We start from the raw sequence: 19,273 nt of genomic DNA, 5'->3' as shown, positions 1-19,273 counted from the left end.
TACTCCTTGAGTTATTTCAGATAATTAAAGATTGCACCGACAGACATCGCGCCCATATACCAAGTTAGCGCACATGTCACGACACCTGACCATAATAGCCAACGTGGATAATGGTAACCCGACATTAAATCTGAGCGCTTCCAGCCGATATAAACAAATAAAGTTAAACCAATAGGTAAAATTAACCCATTGAAACCACCAGCAAAAACTAATAATGCAGCGGGGGCTGTTCCCATGGATAAATAAACAATCAGAGAAACTGCGATGAATATAATCGTTGCAACATTACGCTGCCTTTCTGTAATAGAGGACTTAAATGCCGTTAAGAAGCTCATTGAGGTATACGCTGCACCAATCACACTGGTGAGTGCAGCAGCCCATAGAATTAAACCAAAAATACGTAAACCAAAATTACCAGCGGCAGCCTGAAATGCTTGAGATGCAGGGTTTGCAGCATGCCCTGAAATATCAATAGTCACACCACTGGCTACCACACCTAAGATAGCCAAGAACAAAATGTAACGCATCAACCCAACAACTAAGATGCCTTTTGTGGCTGCGCTAGAAACAACTTTAATGTTTTCAATACCTACAGCGCCTTTATCCAATAAGCGATGAGCGCCTGCATAACAGATATATCCCCCAACAGTGCCCCCAACAATAGTGGTTATCATGGCAAAATCAACTGTGTCAGGTAATACGCTTTGACGTAATGCTTCCCCAACAGGTGGGTTTGATGCGATAGCGACAAATAAAGTTAAGCCAATCATTACTACACCTAACCCAATGATTAACCTATCGATAAAGGTGCTGGCCTTACGGGAGGAAAAAATATAAATTGCCAATAATGCACTAATCAAACCGCCCCATTTCGGGTCTAATCCGACTAACGCATTAAGCCCTAAACCTGCACCAGCTATATTGCCAATATTAAATATTAGCCCGCCAAAAATAACTAATATCGCTAATAAATAGCCACTCCCAGGAATTGTGGCATTCGCAATTTCGGATGAGTGCATTTTAGTCAGGGTAACAACCCGCCATATGTTTTGCTGCACAATGAAGTCAATCACAATAGACGCTAATATCCCGAAGGCAAAAGCGGCTCCTAATGTCACGGTAAAAGTCGCAGTTTGTGTGATAAACCCAGGCCCAATGGCTGAGGTTGCCATTAAAAAGATTGCGCTTATCAGTGATGAACGGCGGCTTTTCACATATTCAGCAGTACTTGGTGCACTTTCTTGAGCTGCCATATGAATACTCCTCTAATAGTTATTGTTTTAATTATTAATGTAGTTGTTGATGTCACAATCACTAAGGCAATTATCGTGCCATTGTTCTACTTGTTAGCTGTATTGTTAATTCATTTTTAATAGATTGTTGAACAATTAGTATTAAATGATGAATAAACAATCAATAAAAATCGTAATTGCTGGTTTAAAAATCAAGACGAGATCACTTTTTTAACAATTTTGGCTGACAAACCATATTGTTTATCGAGCAATTTGCACCAAATTGATGCAATAAATTTAAATTTCACTATTCTTGTGCAAATATATGGAATGGAATAAGTAATAGAGAAAGGAAACTTGCTGCTATAACTTGAATATGGGAATATAACGCCTTATCACCCCTGAGACTAAAATTAGCCTTTATTATGAAAAAACAACCTGTTGTACAAACTTTATCTGTCACTATTGCAGAAGTTATACGCCATAAGATAACAGTTGGGGAGATCACACCAGGTCAACGCTTATCTGAAGCAGCATTAAGTGAGGAACTCGATATTTCTCGAAATACATTGCGAGAAGTTTTTCGCGTACTCACACAGGAAGGTTTATTAACTTATGCCCCAAATAAGGGCGTATTTGTCTCAGTGCCTGATATGGCTGCCATTATCGATATTTATCAAGTTCGCCGACTCATTGAATGTGATGCACTAACTCATGCATATGCCTTGCATCCATCAGTTCAAAAAATGAAAGATGCTGTTCAAGAAGCTCGTGAACATGAAAAGACAGAAAATTGGGTGGGTGTAGGAACTGCAAATATGAAATTTCATACTGCCATTGTTGAGCTATCTGACAGCGAACGCTTAATTAAATTATACCGTAATGTATCCGCTGAATTACGGCTGGCCTTTGGTCATCTTAATGACCCTAAAATTTTATATGCTCCCTATATTGATAAAAACCATTCTATTCTTAGATTATTAGACTCTGGCCAAAATTTAGATGCCTCTAATATGTTACGTGATTACTTAGACCTTTCTGAACGCACATTACTCGCTGCATTTAAACGGAAACAATCTGCACTTTGAGTTGCTTTAATATTAATAGTTTTCTTATTTAACTCGCTCATCCCTTACTAATTTCATTACATAAACTTTAGTAGGTGGTCATTTATAGTCATACCTTGATATTTTAATAATTCCTATTCTTCTAATAATGATTAGCTCAAATTAAATTCTTTTTTTATTAACTTATTAAATTGAATGAGTTATACAGAAAATTATATTCTGCTGACTTTTCAATAAAAAGATTATTTTTAGAGGTTGTTTTTTACTCTATCTAGTTTTATTCGCGAAAAAATAAGTAACAAAAAAGCAATATCATTAACAATTTAAAATAATTGCTTACATTTAATTAAAATGACAACTTCACCTTAAAATCTACTGATTATTAACAAAAATCCATAACATTTAACATGCATCGCTATTTTACTATCTAAATTTAACATAATAAACATATTGATATAAATTACATATTGAAATTACTCAAATTTATCGAGTTAATAGTTGTAGTTTTCTCGAATATTCGATATAAAATTTATGATAATAACAACACATACATAAAAATTATTAATATAAAATGAGATTTCATTATGACATTAAACCAAGTGACTAAAAAGAAACTGTTTAAATTTGGCCTAGGATGGCAAATACTGGTTGCTCTTATTTTAGGTGTTATTGCTGGTGCACTTTTACATGATAATACAGAGTACAAAGATTGGTTGATTCTAAATATTCTTTCCCCGGCAGGTAAAATATTTATTCAGTTAATCAAAATGATTGTTGTTCCTATTGTTATATCGACTCTAATTGTTGGAATAGCCGGGGTTGGTAATACTAAGCAATTAGGTTCTCTCGGCTTTAAAACTATCCTTTATTTCGAAATTATCACTACAATTGCCATTATCGTCGGTATCTCTTTTGCCAATATATTCCAGCCTGGTGTTGGTATCGATATGTCGCAATTAACGCAGGTCGATATTTCTCAATATGAAAAAACCACTCAAGAAGTCGAAAGCCACCCTTCGGGGATCATTAATACGATCTTAACTTTAGTTCCGAGTAATATTTTCGCAGCGATGGCAAGTGGTGATATGCTACCAGTCATCTTTTTTGCTGTATTATTTGGCTTGGGGCTCTCTTCTTTACCATCAGAGAAGAAACAACCGTTACTCAATGTATTACAGACTTTCTCTGAAACAATGTTCCGTGTAACAAATATGATTATGATGTATGCCCCAATCGGGGTTTTCGCATTAATATCCGTTACCGTCGCTAACTTCGGCTTTTCATCATTAGTTCCTTTATTAAAACTTGTTATCCTCGTCCATTGTGCAATTATATTTTTTGCTGTAGTTGTACTAGGATTAGTCGCTCGTTATTGTCGAATAAATATTTTCACTTTAATGAAAATATTAAAAGATGAGTTATTGCTCGCTTACTCAACAGCCAGTTCTGAAACCGTACTTCCTCGTATTATGGATAAAATGGAAAAATATGGCGCTCCTAAATCCGTAACAAGCTTTGTTATTCCAATTGGCTATTCATTTAACTTAGATGGCTCTACATTATACCAAAGTATTGCTGCTATTTTTATTGCCCAACTCTATGGTATCGAACTCTCCATTGGGCAAGAACTAATCTTAGTATTTACCCTTATGATCACATCTAAAGGCATTGCGGGTGTCCCTGGAGTTTCATTTGTTGTTCTGCTTGCCACATTAGGAAGTGTCGGTATCCCACTAGAAGGGTTAGCATTCATTGCGGGTGTTGACAGAATTCTTGATATGGCACGTACTGCACTTAACGTTGTAGGCAACGCGCTAGCCGCACTTGTTATTGCCAAATGGGAACATAACTATGACGATAAAAAAGCTCGTGAATATGAAGAAAGTTTTTAGTTTATTCTAAAGTAACTCTATATTAGAATAGCCTTCGATTAACATCGTTATTGAAGGCTATTCGATTTTTACGTATTTTACGTAATAAATGACCAGATATTTTATTATTTATTAATTACTCATTAACTTAGTTATTTTTACTTATTAAGTGTAATTTATTTCACATTTCTTTAATTTTTTTAATGGAAATTGGTATTTTATTATTAGTGGAACTACACTAAAAAAGAGTTTTAATTAGCCGTTTATTATATTCGCCAAAGCAGGAAACAATGAATCAAGTAAGAAGATTTCTTTTGTTTTTAAAGGTGCTCCAACACCTAATGGTAATTTTTATATTTTCATTATCATACTTTATGCTACACAGCTGGTTATAACGATAACCTTGTGCTAAACAAGGCTATAAATTGTTAATAGACGAGATAAAACATGTGTTTATCTCGTCTATTATTATGAATTTTAAAGTGCCATAGATAAATATAAAACTAGCTATAAAGTGACACTTCTCCTTCAGGCCGGGTTTTAAACCGGCGATGAGCCCAAAGGTACTGCTCGGGCGCTTTCATTATTTCAACCTCTAAGATAGAGTTAATTATTGTTGCATCCTGTAATGCATCAGAGCTTGGGTATTCTAGTATTTCTTTTCCCAGTACCAAATCATAATTAGCACCGCTCTTATTTCTCAATAATGTTACCGTGAGTGTTGGAGATTTAGATAATTGAGCAAGTATTGAGGTTCCTTTTGACGTGGAACTATTTTTGACAGAAAAAAACGGCGCAAATATCGTGCCTTTTCTTCCAAAATCTTGGTCCGGTGCAAACCATATGGATTTACCACTTTTTAACTCTTGAACCATAAATTTTAAATTTTTACGATCAATCATTCCTTTACCTGAACGACACCGCCCTTTTGTCTGAATATATTCCATCGCTTTATTGTTATGAGGACGATACATTGCATTAACAGGAAAACAAAGCCCCATAATCCGGCCACCGAGTTCAAGTGACATAAAATGGACCCCAACAATAATCACACCTTTATTTTTAGCAATAGCATCTAAGTAATTGGACATTCCTTTTACTTGAAATAATTTTTTAACTTTTTTATCACTCCAAAACCAGGCTATCCCAGTTTCAAATAATGCGATACCTAAAGATTTTAAGTTATCATTCACCAAAGTATCTATTTCATTTTTGTTTTTATTTGGGAAACACAATTCTAAATTTCGCTTAATGATTGATACTCTTCTTTTAATAAAATACCGTGAATTACTGCCTAAAAAAGCACCAAGCCACATTTGCCATTTATACGGCAATTGAACTAATAAAAATAAGATAAAAACTCCCACCCAAGTTACTACATACTTCGGGTGGACCAATTTCAGTGAAAATGGGTTTTTGGCGTACATTATATCTCCCAATACTTCGCCTTTGCAGAATGCACGCTATTTTAGACAATATTTAGTCTTTTAAATTCAACATGATTACTACAACAAGATGGGTTTTCACCCATAACTATCTGAATACCTTGCAGTTCATCTCCCTTTCGAGTAGATAACAGCCGAATAATCTTTCCAAGCCATTAAGCAATATTTGATTTTTAATATGGCTAATTAATAAATAGCTCTGTGAAGTTCGTTTTCTATTCATCAAAACTATGCATCGGTTAGGCCAACAACATAATCACTTAAACTGCAAGGAACAGATAAAATTATCACATATATGGCTTAATTAATCTCACTATTAATATGCACTTTTGTCATTTTGCGAATTTTTTTGCTGATTTTTGTCAATTTAATCGTTACTTTTTATTGGTGCTTTCAAGAAGCCACCACAATCAGCGATGGAAAGAAAAATTGATGTTCTTTTGGTGATGGAGCCAGAAGTTTGTCACATCAGCGACTAAAGGTAGTTAAATAATATGGATTACAAGCAAGAAAAAACCCGTTACATCTATTAAATGTAACGGGTTCTTATTTGGTGCCGGCTACCGGAGTCGAACTGGTGACCTACTGATTACAAGTCAGTTGCTCTACCAACTGAGCTAAGCCGGCGAATATGGCGGAGAGATAGAGATTCGAACTCTAGGATGGTTTCCCATCGGCGGTTTTCAAGACCGCTGCCTTCGACCGCTCGGCCATCTCTCCATGGGGCGCGATTATGGAGGAATCCCAGCAACTTGTCTACCCCTGAAAGTAAAAAAATTGATTTTTTTACTTCGTTTGGCTAATCTTCACTCAATTGCTCTCTCTTTTCCAAGAAAAATGGTAATATCTGTGCAAAATCGGTGTCTATCCTTTCTCTAGGCGTATGATTTTTAACCTAATAATACTTTTGCCGATGGGACGACTTGCTACAGTATGTACAAACAATCATTATTAAAGCCAAACACTCTTTTTCGTATTTTCGCAGCATTTATTTTACTGCTGATAGTGATGCTTTGTTTATCACTATTTAACTACTATCAAGCATTGGTTCAAAGCCGTCAGGCTAGTTTGAACAGTATGGCTAGTCGGTTAGCGTATCAAATCGAAGATTATCGTTATCAAGCAAGCCATATCTACAAAATTGCCAATAATAAATCCTCTACCCCATCCGCTGATCAGCTTGCCGTGACAGGAATACGCCATGATATTTTTTGGCTAAGTAGTGCCAACCAATCCATCGATGCTATTGTATTTGGCAATAATAAGCAAAGTAGTAATGTTTTAGCATCTAAACTTGCAAATTATATGGAGATTGTCTGGGGAGCCCGTAATGAATATAACTCAATGTATTATCTCAATGGCTTAGACAATACCCTAGTCTTAGTGACCACTCATTCAATACTTAAACCTGAGCTACGTTTTAAAGAAAGTTATCTCACATTAACTGCTGAAGAAAAACGTGCTGATATGTTGACTCAATCAACATTATTAGACCGACGGGAAATAATTTCAAATATTCAAAAGTACTCTCCCGATAACCTTTTTTACTATACTTACCGGCTAATGTTTAATTCTCCAGGGCAGCTAACGAGTGTCATATCCTTTGATATTTCTATCAATTCACTGATCCCTCCAAATTTAAATGGGGATTTTTTTACGATTAATACACGCCCTGCAAGCACAGGAAGCAATGAACCTCATACAACTTGGGTCGGAACTAACCTCATTTTCTCCCACCCTATTGATGGCACCAGCTATCAACTTTATTACCATGTCTCATTAAAAAGTATTATCTTTAATGTTATTGGCTATAACTTATGGCTAATGACTGGCATGCTTATTATGATCTTCTTCGCTTTACTGATCATGCTATTCATTCGTAAGCGCCTTATTTCGCCCAATACAAATATGTTGCAAGAGCTGAGTTTTAATGAATCATTGACAAGCGATATTATCAGCCATATTTCATACGGTATTTTGGTTTATGACTTTAATACTAACAAAAAGATTCTGAGCAATGATATTGCTAACCAGTTATTACCTTCTATGGATCTTATTCACATTAAAGAAATGGCGATAGAAAACCATGATGTTATCCAAGTTTCTATCGAGAATATTATCTATGAAGTTATTCTTGTCAATAGCATGACAAAACCCAATACCGTTCTCTTTATTATTATCGACAAAGACAAAGAAGCATTGACCCAAAAACGTCAAGAATTAGCGAATCGTGAGTACAAAAAAAATATTCACATGCGTAAGATTGTATTTGAGAATATGTGTACTGAGATATTACCCTCACTAATTAAGGTGGATGAACAATTAACTAAATTATCCGAAATAGTCAGCGTAAATAACCGCAAATTTATTTTAGAAATTGAAAGTCAGCTTTTTTATATCAATCGCTGGTTTAAAAACATTAACTTATTAAATCAGCTTGAGTCTCAAGCTAGCTCAGTAAAAACTGAAAACGTTTCTATCAGTAATCTTGTTAGCGAGTTTTTGAAACAAAATTTATCCCAATGCAATAACAAGGGGTTAGCACTTTATTTTCATAATAATCTCAATCCAGATTCACTGATCATGGCAAACCCTGATTATTTAAAACAGTTAATACAACTAATTTGGGATTATTCTATTGCGACAACCTCTTTTGGAAAAATTTCATTCGCGTTATCTTATGATGCCAATAAAAATGTAATTTTATTGAGTATTAAAGACAGTGGAACTGGGGTCAGTAATCTTGAGCTTAGTAATTTACACAGTCCTTTTACTGGGCAAATTTTGAATGCTTCTAACTTTACGCGTTCAGGCATTACATTTTATTTATGTAAGTTACTGGTTAAAAAAATGAATGGTACTTTTTCTATTCGTTCTAGTGATGCAATAGGCACTCATTATGAAATTACGCTTCCTGCAGCTAAAGAAATGCTCGTCAAAGACTTCCCAGCTTTATTGGAAGATGTTTGTATACGTTTAAATATACATAATGCAGATATCTCACGGATTGTTAGGAACATATTAACAAATTATGGAGCAGAATATTTGGACTTAAGTGAAAGTTCCCATCACACCGACTGGGATCTTTTGATAACTGATAATAATGAGGAATGTTTTGAAAATATTGTTAAAGTAAATGGTACTCTTTTAGGGATTAATCAATTACAACCTCATTATATCGAAACTAACTACAATTTTGCTGATGAATTAATTGATGCTATCTCATTATTGATCGAAAACGCAGAGCATGAGCATGCTGATATTTTGCCTCCAGACCATGTTAGTACTCAAGCGCTTTCACAGAACTCGAATGAATCAATTGAAAATGCAATTACAAGTTATCAATTAGCACTGGCAAATAGCGGATATCGAGATTTGTTTATCACAACAGTACCGATAGATATTAATAAACTGTATAATAGTGAAAGTGTTGAGGATTTGACCGAATTGAAAAACACTGCACATCGTTTAAAAGGAGTTTTTGCTATGCTCGAATTTACTTATCTTCATGAACTTTGTGAAGATTTGGAGCGTTACATAGCAGATGAAAACGGATTGGAAATAAAAAATTGCATTAGCGTGCTGGATAATTCAGTCAAAAAACTAATGCCAGAAGGTAACCAATAATATGAATAACCTAAATGTCATTGTTGCCGATGATCACCCTATCGTTCTTTTCGGCATCAGAAAATCACTTGAACAAATTGAATGGGTGAATATCGTAGGGGAATTTGAGGACTCAACCTCTTTGATTAATAACTTAGCACGTTTAAATGCAGACGTGCTAGTTACTGATTTATCTATGCCAGGTGACAAATATGGCGATGGTATTACTTTAATCAAATACATCAAGCGGCATTATCCTGACCTGTCAATTATTGTTCTCACTATGAACAATAACCCTGCCATTCTTAGCGCTATTTTAGAGCTGGATATTGAAGGAATTGTGTTAAAACAAGGTGCGCCAGCTGATTTACCTAAAGCTTTAGCGGCTTTACAGAAAGGCAAAAAATTCACACCAGAAAGCGTGAGCAAACTGTTAGAAAAAGTCAATGCAAGCGGCTATGGCGATAAACGTTTATCACCAAAAGAAAGTGAAGTGCTACGCTTGTTTGCTGAAGGTTTTTTGGTCACTGAAATTGCAAAGAAACTTAACCGCAGTATAAAAACAATCAGTAGCCAGAAAAAATCAGCTATGCTGAAATTAGGTGTTGAAAATGATATAGCGCTACTGAATTACCTTTCTTCTGTCAGCATTGATAACTCGCCTTCAGAGTAAATTTCATTTTAACTATAAGACTACGCCAATAAAAACCCAATTATGGGTTTTTATTTTTGCGTCCTTTTTTAGTCACATTCAACAATAGCGCGTCAAAGTCTCACGTAAAATTGCAATTGTTGTCGGTTTTGATAAACAATCATTCATTCCTGCGTTAATACAGCGTTGCTTTTCTTCTGCCATTGCATTAGCAGTTAATGCAATAACGGGTAAATTGAACTCTAAACGGCGCAGTTCCTTTGCCAACTGGTAGCCATCCATATTTGGCATATTTACATCCGTTAAAACAATATCAACATGATGATTATCTAAATATTTTAATGCATCTAGCCCATCTATCGCTGTGCCTGTAGTAAAACCGATAGTCGCTAATTGTTCACTCAATAATGCTCTATTAATTGGGTGGTCATCGACAATTAATACATGATGTTCACTTAACGAATGGTCAGCAACCAATGATGGATTTACTGTACTATTTTTCAGCGATTGTTCGGCCGTTTTCATGATGGCTTTATCAATTAAGATAGGTAATTTATCTAATTGATATGTATTATAAATCCACTGGTTTTGTTTTATTTGGTGGAGTTCACCAGCATAAATACTTGATAATTGGATATGATGTTCACAAATGCCCCTTTCAGCCTGCTCATAATCAGTTATTAAGAGATCATAATGTTGTGTCTTATCCGTTGTATTATGGCGGACAACAGAAAATTGTTCTTGACTTAATAAACGCAAAAGAAAGTTCATTAAAAATTCATTTCGACACGAAACAGCAATCCGATAATGAGCCCGGTATTCTGGAATATTTTTCTTAAGATATTCTTGACCATATAAAGGAATTCGAATAGTAAATGAACTACCAAGTCCAATTTGGGAACTGACCTCAATGTCACCATCCATGAGGTTAACCAGTTTTTCGCAAATAGCTAGACCTAAACCAGTTCCTTTATGGCCCATATTATTTTGGTCATAAACTTGAAAGAATGGATCAAACAACTTCATGACCACCGCATGTGTCATTCCAATCCCTGAATCACGTATTTCAATCTTTAAATAATTCTCATCTTTCCATACATAAAGCAATACAAAACCTGATTCTGTAAACTTAATACTATTATTAACAATGTTAGAAATCACTTGTTGTAAACGAACAGGGTCATTCAAAATGAGATCAGGTATATTAGGCTCAATAAAAGAATATAAAGATATTTTTTTCTTCGTGACTAATGGCAGGTAATTTGCTAATACAAACGCAAAAACCTCTCGACAATTAAACAATTTGCTTTCTATTTTCAATTGCTTAGATTCAATTTTCGAAAAGTCTAAAATATCACTAATAATCTGCAATAAAAGTGAAGATGAATTATCCATAGTTGAGACTAAGCGTGTTGCTTTCTCAGGTAATTCATAACGTTGTAGTAATTCTATATTACCAATAATTCCATATAACGGCGTTCTTAATTCATGACTAACTGTCGCTAAAAACATTGACTTAGCATGGTTTGCTTGTTCCGCCGCATCGGCTACATCTTGTAGCGATTTTTCCATTTGAACACGAATGCTAATGTCAACTAATACACAAATAGCGACATCTTCATTTTGGTATCGAGAGTTTACAAAGCTAATTTGTAAGTGTGTGCCGTTGGTTGTCACCACATCTATATAATTGCTCGATTTTTGGCGAATAATTGTCAATATTCGCTGTTTATCATCATCATTTAACAGCCGAAAATAGTCATGGGCTAATTCATTACTGAGAATATTACCACCATCTGTTAATCTTAAAATGATGATACCGACCGGTGCTGATGCTACAATTTTGTGGTTGAATTGTTCATGTTCCTCAAGCCGTATCGCAGTGTTCTCTGCGGGTTCTAGCATTTTCCTTTCAAGTAACCAAATTAAAAAGAAAATCAGCCCACCCGTAAAAATATTTAGGAGGATACCGTAAAAAATGGTGTTTTCTAAACTCGCTAATATTTCCGACGTCGCAATTGAGAAAATGACCGTAATTTGAGAAGGTGCTAACCTTTTTTTGAAGATTAATTTTGAGTAATCTGAGTTAAAACCGAAAAATGAAGGCTCAGAAATATTGAGCAATGCAGAGCTCTTAGGATTGATATCTGTAGGTGAATATAAAACAGGCTGGTTATAGTCGTTAATTATCAATATTTCGATAGCCTTATTTCGCCGTATATTAAATTGATTTAAATTAATTGAACGTTCTAACCCAATAAATGCGGGGAGCAGATTATCGTGCTTGATTGCTTGAATTAAGTAAACCTGCCCATAATCCGGCTGAGCACCATGCGTAATGGTAAATAGCTTACGCTCTTTACCTTGTAGCCTTAAACCTTGATAAGTTCGCACACTTTCGTAGCTAACTTTTTTTAGTATTTCTATATCCGATATTGTAGAACGAATAGGATAATCCACCAGACAATAACTTTTCGAACCCACTAAAAAGACATGGTTTAAAGCTTGAGGCGCTGCAATACTCTCTTTCCAAAAATAATTCAGTTGTTCAAAAGCCTGCAAATAGTTTTCAGCTTTATCCCTAAAATGATCACAATCCGTATTCGGAGTTAATTTATAGAACGAGTAATTAGAGGCATTTGGCAATTCCATAAATTTACTCGTAAAAGTATTTTCCTCTGTCGATTCTTGCAGCTTTATTTGGTACAGATCAGTCATCGACTGAATAGAATTCAGTGTCGCCGCCGTTTGCTGTATATAGACTTGTAGGTTTTCATACCCAGAATAGAACTGCTGGCGAAGATCAGATTTGTATTCATTAAATTGCGAATAAAGGAAAAATAAAGTGATAAAAGCACCCATGCCCCACAACATCAAGCCGAGGATACGAAATAAATCCCGAGAAAGTCTAAGTGATGTTTTAAACGAGGGTAAGTATCTCAAGCGTTTTCCTGTATATTCGATACGATGATCGCTAATTATACTCGATTACATAATAAAAAAGCGACAGACATGAAAAGTAATAAAACTAAGAAATTTAGACTAGAAACTAAAACGGGCAGCTAATATGCTACCCGTTCATTAAATTAAACGCGATAATTACTCTTGATCGTCGATATTTGCATCATCAACACCGTTTTCTTCAGTGTTTTCAATCGCATTCTCATCATCATTATTTTCATCATCATCTGTTTCAGCAACACGTTGTAAACCAACCACTTTTTCATCTTCAGCTGTTCTAATCAAGGTCACACCTTGCGTATTACGGCCAACGACGCTCACTTCAGATACACGGGTACGCACTAATGTGCCGGCATCCGTAATCATCATGATTTGGTCAGTTTCATCAACTTGAATAGCACCAACAACATTACCGTTTCGCTCACTCACTTTGATAGAAATAACCCCTTGAGTTGCACGCGATTTAGTTGGGTATTCTGCTTCTTCAGTACGTTTACCATAACCATTTTCTGTGACAGTTAAGATATGGCCTTCACCACGTGGAATGATCAAGGATACGACTTTATCGTTATCCATTAATTTAATTCCACGAACACCCGTTGCAGTACGTCCCATTGGGCGAACTGCATCTTCAGCGAAGCGCACAACTTTACCTTGTGCAGAGAACAGCATGACTTCATTTGAACCATCGGTTAAATCAACCCCAATCAGTTCATCACCTTCATTCAAGTTCACTGCAATAATACCGGCACTTCTTGGGCGGCTAAACTCTTGTAAAGGTGTTTTCTTCACAGTACCACTCGCCGTTGCCATGAAGACGTTATAGCCCTCTTCATATTCACGTACAGGTAAGATAGCAGTAATGCGTTCATCTTGCTCAAGTGGTAATAAGTTAACAATTGGACGACCACGAGCACCACGACTCGCTTCTGGCAACTGATAAACTTTCATCCAATACAAACGCCCACGACTTGAGAAACACAAGATGGTGTCGTGCGTATTGGCGACCAATAAGCGTTCAATGAAGTCTTCGTCTTTTGTCCGTGCAGCAGATTTACCTTTACCACCACGGCGCTGTGCTTCGTAATCAGACAGAGGCTGATATTTCACATAACCTTGGTGAGATAATGTCACTACCACATCTTCTTGATTGATCAAATCTTCAATATTGATGTCTGCGGTATTTTCTGTAATTTCTGTACGACGAGGGTCATTATAAGTATCACGAATAATTTCTAACTCTTCGCGAATCACTTCCATCAAACGTTCAGGACTACGTAAAATAAACAGTAAAGCTTCAATTTGTACTAGAAGATCACGGTACTCTTCCAGTAGTTTTTCGTGCTCAAGACCGGTTAATTTTTGGAGACGTAAATCCAAAATAGCTTGAGCTTGTTGCTCAGTCAGGAAATATTGCCCTTCATGAACACCGAACTGTGGTTCTAACCACTCAGGACGAGCTGCGTCATCACCTGCACGCTCTAGCATTGCCGCTACATTACCCAGATCCCAAGAACGTGCAATTAACCCTGCTTTAGCTTCAGCTGGCGTTGGTGCTTTACGGATCAATTCAATAATTGGGTCAATATTAGCAAGTGCGATTGCCAGTGCTTCAAGGATATGAGCACGGTCACGCGCTTTACGCAATTCGAAAATCGTACGACGAGTGACAACTTCACGACGGTGACGCACAAAAGCAGCAATGATATCTTTTAAATTCAGTATTTTCGGTTGCCCTTGATGTAGAGCCACCATATTGATACCAAAAGAAACTTGCAATTGAGTCAAGGAATATAAGTTGTTCAGGACAACTTCACCCACTGCATCGCGCTTAACTTCAATAACAATGCGCATACCGTCTTTATCCGACTCGTCACGCAGTGCACTGATTCCTTCAACACGTTTGTCTTTAACTAACTCTGCAATTTTTTCAATCAAGCGAGCTTTATTCACTTGATAAGGGATTTCGCTGACAATAATGGTTTCGCGACCATTTTTCTCATCGACTTCCACTTCAGCGCTTGCACGGATATAGACCTTGCCACGTCCTGTACGATATGCATCAATAATCCCACGACGGCCGTTGATAATAGCCGCTGTTGGGAAATCAGGCCCTGGAATATGTTCCATTAAACCTTCAATACTGATGTCTTCATCTTCTATATAAGCAAGACAACCATTAATCACTTCCCCTAAATTGTGAGGAGGAATATTGGTTGCCATCCCAACCGCAATACCAGACGACCCATTAACCAAAAGGTTTGGAATTTTCGTTGGCATAACTTCAGGAATTTGCTCTGTTCCGTCATAGTTTGGAACGAAATCAACGGTTTCTTTTTCAAGGTCAGCAAGTAGCTCATGGGCAATTTTCGCCATACGGATTTCCGTATAACGCATTGCCGCAGCGGAGTCTCCGTCAACTGAACCGAAGTTTCCCTGACCATCAACCAGCATGTAACGCATTGAGAAAGGCTGTGCAAGACGAACAATTGTCTCGTAAACAGCGCTATCACCATGTGGATGGTATTTACCGATGACGTCCCCAACAATACGGGCAGATTTTTTATAGGGTTTATTCCAATCATTTCCCAATACATTCATCGCATACAGTACTCTGCGGTGTACTGGCTTCAGTCCATCTCGAACATCTGGAAGCGCACGGCCGACAATAACGGACATTGCATAATCCAAATACGAACTTTTAAGCTCTTCTTCGATATTAACTGGTGTGATTTCTCTGGCAATCTCGCTCATGGAACCACTGTCCCTCATAACTTCGGATTCAAAGAGTAGAACTATACCACAATTCGCCAATTTAATAAAAATAAGAGACGGGTATTTGTCTTCCAAGCTATGTATAATAGCGGAAAATTAAGTTTATGTGTCCGAAACTTGAAGGTTTATCAATTAATAACTGCAATAATTACATTGTTGTTTATATTTTAGCCATCAATGCTTGTCGGGCTACTATTCCCCCTATTAAACATAGTTTAAATACAGTTTAAATATAACTATCGTTAATAGGCTTTCGGGTAATAGGTTAAAAATAGGAGCTTCTTTGTATGAATGACACCCAAACCCCAACCTACCTTAACGTCGATAAGCAAGAAATCGAAAAATTCGAGTCCATTGCCTCACGTTGGTGGGACTTAGAAGGGGAATTCGCCCCACTACACCGCATCAATCCATTACGCTTAGGTTATATTATGCAGCGTGTAGACGGTATTTTCGGTAAAAAAATTCTTGATGTTGGCTGCGGCGGTGGCATTTTATCGGAAAGTATGGCGCGTGAAGGTGCAGAAGTCACCGGTCTTGATATGGGTGCAGAGCCTTTAATGGTTGCTCGCTTACATTCTCTTGAGTCCGGCATTCCAGTTGAATATGTACAAGAAACCGTTGAACAACATGCAGACAAGCACCCTCAAGCCTATGATGTTGTCACGTGTATGGAGATGCTTGAACATGTTCCGGACCCTCAGTCTGTCGTTAGGGCTTGCGCAAAATTAGTCAAACCGGGTGGACACGTAATTTTTTCAACCATCAACCGTAATAAAAAAGCATGGCTAATGGCTGTGGTTGCTGCTGAATATATAATGAAAATCGTCCCAAAAGGCACTCATGACGCAAACAAGTTTATTCGCCCTTCTGAGTTAATTCATTGGATTGACGGCACACCATTAAAAGACAAACATATCATAGGGTTGCATTATAATCCATTAACAGACAAGTTCTGGCTTGGGCCAAATGTTGATGTAAACTATATGCTGCATACGGTAAACGAATAGTCATTTAGTCGTGAAAAGAATAAATCACAAGCACTACGTTTAAGAAAGCAGCAAACGATCGCATTTTACAAAATTTATTTTAGTCCTCATGTCGGAAGCATTTTTTTTATTAATGCCTTTTACCATGCAGCTTACCGACATGATCACTTTTCTTATCCAACCAGTTATCCACAAGATCCCTCTAATTTGTTCACTTGATAAAATCACATATTAACATTATCTTGTTATGGTATTCTAAACAAACTACTACATATAGTGGTACAACAAAACATAATACAACTAGTCTCATGGCATTACACCATGAGCTTTTTTATGTTTATTTTAAACTATTTGTAGTTCAACCAAGGTGTACTTGCTCATGAACCAGAGTCTGTTAGTCACAAAGCGTGATGGACATAAAGAACGCATTGATCTTGATAAAATCCACAAGGTAATCACCTGGGCTGCTGAAGGCCTAAGTAACGTATCCGTTTCTCAAGTGGAGTTACGTTCACAGATTCAGTTTTATGATGGGATCAGAACTTCTGATATTCACGAAACGATGATCAAAGCAGCAGCAGATTTAATTACGGGTGATACCCCTGATTACCAATACCTAGCTGCGCGTCTTGCTATTTTTAACTTACGCAAGAAAGCCTATGGCCAGTTTGAACCGCCTGCATTATATAAGCATGTTAAACACCTCGTTGAAATGGGGAAATATGACAAGCATTTGCTGGAAGACTACTCTGAAGCAGAGTTCGAGCAAATGGATAGCTTTATTGATCATTGGCGTGATATGAATTTTTCCTATGCTGCGGTAAAACAGCTTGAAGGGAAATATTTAGTTCAAAACCGTGTAACGGGTGAAATCTATGAAAGCGCACAGTTTTTATATATTTTAGTTGCAGCTTGCCTATTTTCACATTATCCAAAAGAAACACGCCTCGATTATATCCGTCGTTTCTATGATGCCGTTTCAACATTCAAAATTTCATTACCTACGCCGATTATGGCGGGGGTACGTACGCCTACACGTCAATTCAGCTCTTGCGTACTGATTGAGTGTGGTGACAGCTTGGATTCTATCAATGCAACCTCAAGCGCAATTGTGAAATATGTCTCACAACGTGCAGGGATTGGGGTGAATGCAGGCCGTATCCGTGCATTAGGCAGCCCAATTCGTGGTGGAGAAGCTTTCCATACAGGTTGTATTCCATTCTATAAACACTTCCAAACTGCGGTTAAATCTTGTTCGCAAGGTGGTGTTCGTGGTGGCGCTGCAACCTTGTTCTACCCTATTTGGCACCTTGAAGTAGAAAGCTTACTGGTTCTAAAGAATAACCGTGGGGTTGAAGGTAACCGTGTTCGCCATATGGATTACGGTGTGCAATTAAACAAGTTAATGTATGAGCGTCTGATTAAAAACCAAGACATTACATTATTCAGCCCATCGGACGTTCCGGGTCTTTATGACGCCTTTTTCGCAGATCAAGACGAATTTGAACGTCTATATGTGAAATATGAGCAAGATGAAAATATTCGTAAATCGAGCGTTAAAGCGGTTGAGCTATTTTCATTAATGATGCAAGAGCGTGCGTCTACTGGCCGTATTTATATTCAAAACGTTGACCACTGTAATACACATAGCCCATTTGACCCGCAGATTGCGCCTGTTCGTCAATCGAACTTATGTTTAGAAATTGCGCTGCCAACTAAGCCATTAAATAATATAAATGACGAAAATGGTGAAATTGCGCTGTGTACATTATCGGCATTTAACTTAGGGGCGATTGATAGTCTAGATGAATTAGAAGAGCTAGCAATATTAGCTGTTCGTGCACTCGATGCGCTACTTGATTACCAAGATTACCCAATCATTGCGGCTAAACAAGGCTCAATGGGCCGTCGTACATTAGGTATTGGCGTGATTAACTACGCTTATTATCTCGCGAAGCACGGTGTTCGTTATTCTGATGGCAGTGCAAACAACTTAACGCATAAAACATTCGAAGCCATTCAGTATTATCTATTAAAAGCCTCGAATGAGTTAGCAAAAGAGCAAGGTGCTTGCCCATGGTTCAACGAAACAACCTATGCACAAGGCGTTTTGCCTATCGATACCTATAAAAAAGAGCTCGATAAGTTAACTAATGAACCTTTACATTACGATTGGGAAGCGTTACGCCAAGAAATTAAACAACATGGTCTGCGTAACTCGACACTGTCTGCATTGATGCCTTCAGAGACATCATCACAGATTTCTAACGCAACTAATGGTATTGAACCACCGCGTGGTTATATCAGTATTAAAGCCTCTAAAGATGGTATCTTGCGCCAAGTGGTGCCTGATTACGAAAATCTGAAAGGTGCTTATGAGCTACTGTGGCAAATGCCTTCAAATAGTGGCTACTTACAACTCGTTGGTATCATGCAGAAATTTATCGACCAGTCGATTTCTGCTAACACAAACTATGACCCAACTCGTTTTGAGAGCGGTAAAGTGCCAATGAACCAATTGCTAAAAGATTTATTGCTCGCCTATAAGTTTGGTGTGAAAACACTTTACTATCATAACACTCGCGATGGGGCGGAAGATGTTCAGGGCGATCTGGAAGAAGTTGTTGAGTCAGCGGATTCCGATTGCGAAGGCGGCGCGTGTAAAATTTAATAGG

General features: G+C 37.2%; 10 protein-coding genes and 2 tRNA genes. 6 read left to right on the top strand and 6 right to left on the bottom strand.

All coding sequences use genetic code 11. From position 1 onward, the window contains the following. Positions 1–11 precede the first annotated feature (11 nt). A complete protein-coding gene (locus PZ638_RS08370; protein WP_004259957.1) occupies positions 12–1,253 on the bottom strand; it encodes an NRAMP family divalent metal transporter in 1,242 nt (413 codons plus the stop codon). A 404-nt stretch (positions 1,254–1,657) separates the two neighbouring features. Between PZ638_RS08370 and PZ638_RS08365 the strand changes: the two genes are divergently transcribed. Then, positions 1,658–2,320, top strand: a complete 663-nt coding sequence (locus PZ638_RS08365; protein ID WP_094962311.1) for a GntR family transcriptional regulator — start codon at positions 1,658–1,660, stop codon at positions 2,318–2,320. A 563-nt stretch (positions 2,321–2,883) separates the two neighbouring features. After that, a complete protein-coding gene (gene gltP / locus PZ638_RS08360; protein WP_004259943.1) occupies positions 2,884–4,191 on the top strand; it encodes a glutamate/aspartate:proton symporter GltP in 1,308 nt (435 codons plus the stop codon). A 482-nt stretch (positions 4,192–4,673) separates the two neighbouring features. Here gltP and lpxL read toward each other — a convergent pair whose 3' ends face one another. From lpxL to PZ638_RS08345, 3 genes are all read right to left on the bottom strand, one after another. Beyond that, positions 4,674–5,597: an LpxL/LpxP family Kdo(2)-lipid IV(A) lauroyl/palmitoleoyl acyltransferase gene (gene lpxL, locus PZ638_RS08355; protein ID WP_004259939.1), complete on the bottom strand. Its 924-nt coding sequence runs from the start codon at positions 5,595–5,597 to the stop codon at positions 4,674–4,676. A gap of 569 nt (positions 5,598–6,166) precedes the next feature. After that, positions 6,167–6,242: transfer RNA gene (locus PZ638_RS08350), tRNA-Thr, on the bottom strand. 5 nt (positions 6,243–6,247) lie between these two features. Further along, positions 6,248–6,335: transfer RNA gene (locus PZ638_RS08345), tRNA-Ser, on the bottom strand. 213 nt (positions 6,336–6,548) lie between these two features. On the opposite strand from PZ638_RS08345, the gene rcsD reads away from it, so the two are divergent. Next, positions 6,549–9,242: a phosphotransferase RcsD gene (gene rcsD, locus PZ638_RS08340; RefSeq protein ID WP_275612126.1), complete on the top strand. Its 2,694-nt coding sequence runs from the start codon at positions 6,549–6,551 to the stop codon at positions 9,240–9,242. A 1-nt stretch (position 9,243) separates the two neighbouring features. Further along, on the top strand, positions 9,244–9,894 hold the full coding sequence (gene rcsB, locus PZ638_RS08335; RefSeq protein ID WP_004259923.1) for a response regulator transcription factor RcsB: 651 nt from the start codon (positions 9,244–9,246) through the stop codon (positions 9,892–9,894). Positions 9,895–9,972: 78 nt separating this feature from the next. Here rcsB and rcsC read toward each other — a convergent pair whose 3' ends face one another. Together rcsC and gyrA are read right to left on the bottom strand one after the other, a co-directional pair. Then, complete coding sequence (rcsC, locus tag PZ638_RS08330) at positions 9,973–12,759, bottom strand: two-component system sensor histidine kinase RcsC (protein ID WP_231665152.1); 2,787 nt, start codon at positions 12,757–12,759, stop codon at positions 9,973–9,975. Positions 12,760–12,972: 213 nt separating this feature from the next. After that, entirely contained in the window at positions 12,973–15,588 is a 2,616-nt protein-coding gene (gyrA, locus tag PZ638_RS08325; RefSeq protein ID WP_206277589.1) for a DNA topoisomerase (ATP-hydrolyzing) subunit A, read from the bottom strand. A 308-nt stretch (positions 15,589–15,896) separates the two neighbouring features. Here gyrA and ubiG point away from each other — a divergent pair, with 308 nt between their 5' ends. Both ubiG and nrdA read left to right on the top strand, forming a co-directional pair. Then, positions 15,897–16,619: a bifunctional 2-polyprenyl-6-hydroxyphenol methylase/3-demethylubiquinol 3-O-methyltransferase UbiG gene (ubiG, locus tag PZ638_RS08320; protein WP_094962306.1), complete on the top strand. Its 723-nt coding sequence runs from the start codon at positions 15,897–15,899 to the stop codon at positions 16,617–16,619. Positions 16,620–16,977: 358 nt separating this feature from the next. Then, entirely contained in the window at positions 16,978–19,269 is a 2,292-nt protein-coding gene (gene nrdA, locus PZ638_RS08315; RefSeq protein ID WP_004259904.1) for a class 1a ribonucleoside-diphosphate reductase subunit alpha, read from the top strand. Positions 19,270–19,273: the final 4 nt, after the last annotated feature.

Source organism: Providencia hangzhouensis, from assembly GCF_029193595.2.
Taxonomy (GTDB): Bacteria; Pseudomonadota; Gammaproteobacteria; order Enterobacterales; family Enterobacteriaceae; genus Providencia; species Providencia hangzhouensis.
The sequence above is the reverse complement of the archived record's forward strand: the minus strand, read 5'-3'. Positions and strand labels throughout refer to the sequence as shown.

Bases quoted from the DNA above. Each gene is read 5' to 3' on its own strand.
- ubiG (WP_094962306.1), top strand. From the start codon at position 15,897: ATGAATGACACCCAAACCCCAACCTACCTTAACGTCGATAAGCAAGAA.
- rcsB (WP_004259923.1), top strand. From the start codon at position 9,244: ATGAATAACCTAAATGTCATTGTTGCCGATGATCACCCTATCGTTCTT.
- rcsD (WP_275612126.1), top strand. From the start codon at position 6,549: ATGTACAAACAATCATTATTAAAGCCAAACACTCTTTTTCGTATTTTC.
- lpxL (WP_004259939.1), bottom strand. From the start codon at position 5,597: ATGTACGCCAAAAACCCATTTTCACTGAAATTGGTCCACCCGAAGTAT.
- gyrA (WP_206277589.1), bottom strand. From the start codon at position 15,588: ATGAGCGAGATTGCCAGAGAAATCACACCAGTTAATATCGAAGAAGAG.
- PZ638_RS08365 (WP_094962311.1), top strand. From the start codon at position 1,658: ATGAAAAAACAACCTGTTGTACAAACTTTATCTGTCACTATTGCAGAA.
- gltP (WP_004259943.1), top strand. From the start codon at position 2,884: ATGACATTAAACCAAGTGACTAAAAAGAAACTGTTTAAATTTGGCCTA.
- PZ638_RS08370 (WP_004259957.1), bottom strand. From the start codon at position 1,253: ATGGCAGCTCAAGAAAGTGCACCAAGTACTGCTGAATATGTGAAAAGC.
- nrdA (WP_004259904.1), top strand. From the start codon at position 16,978: ATGAACCAGAGTCTGTTAGTCACAAAGCGTGATGGACATAAAGAACGC.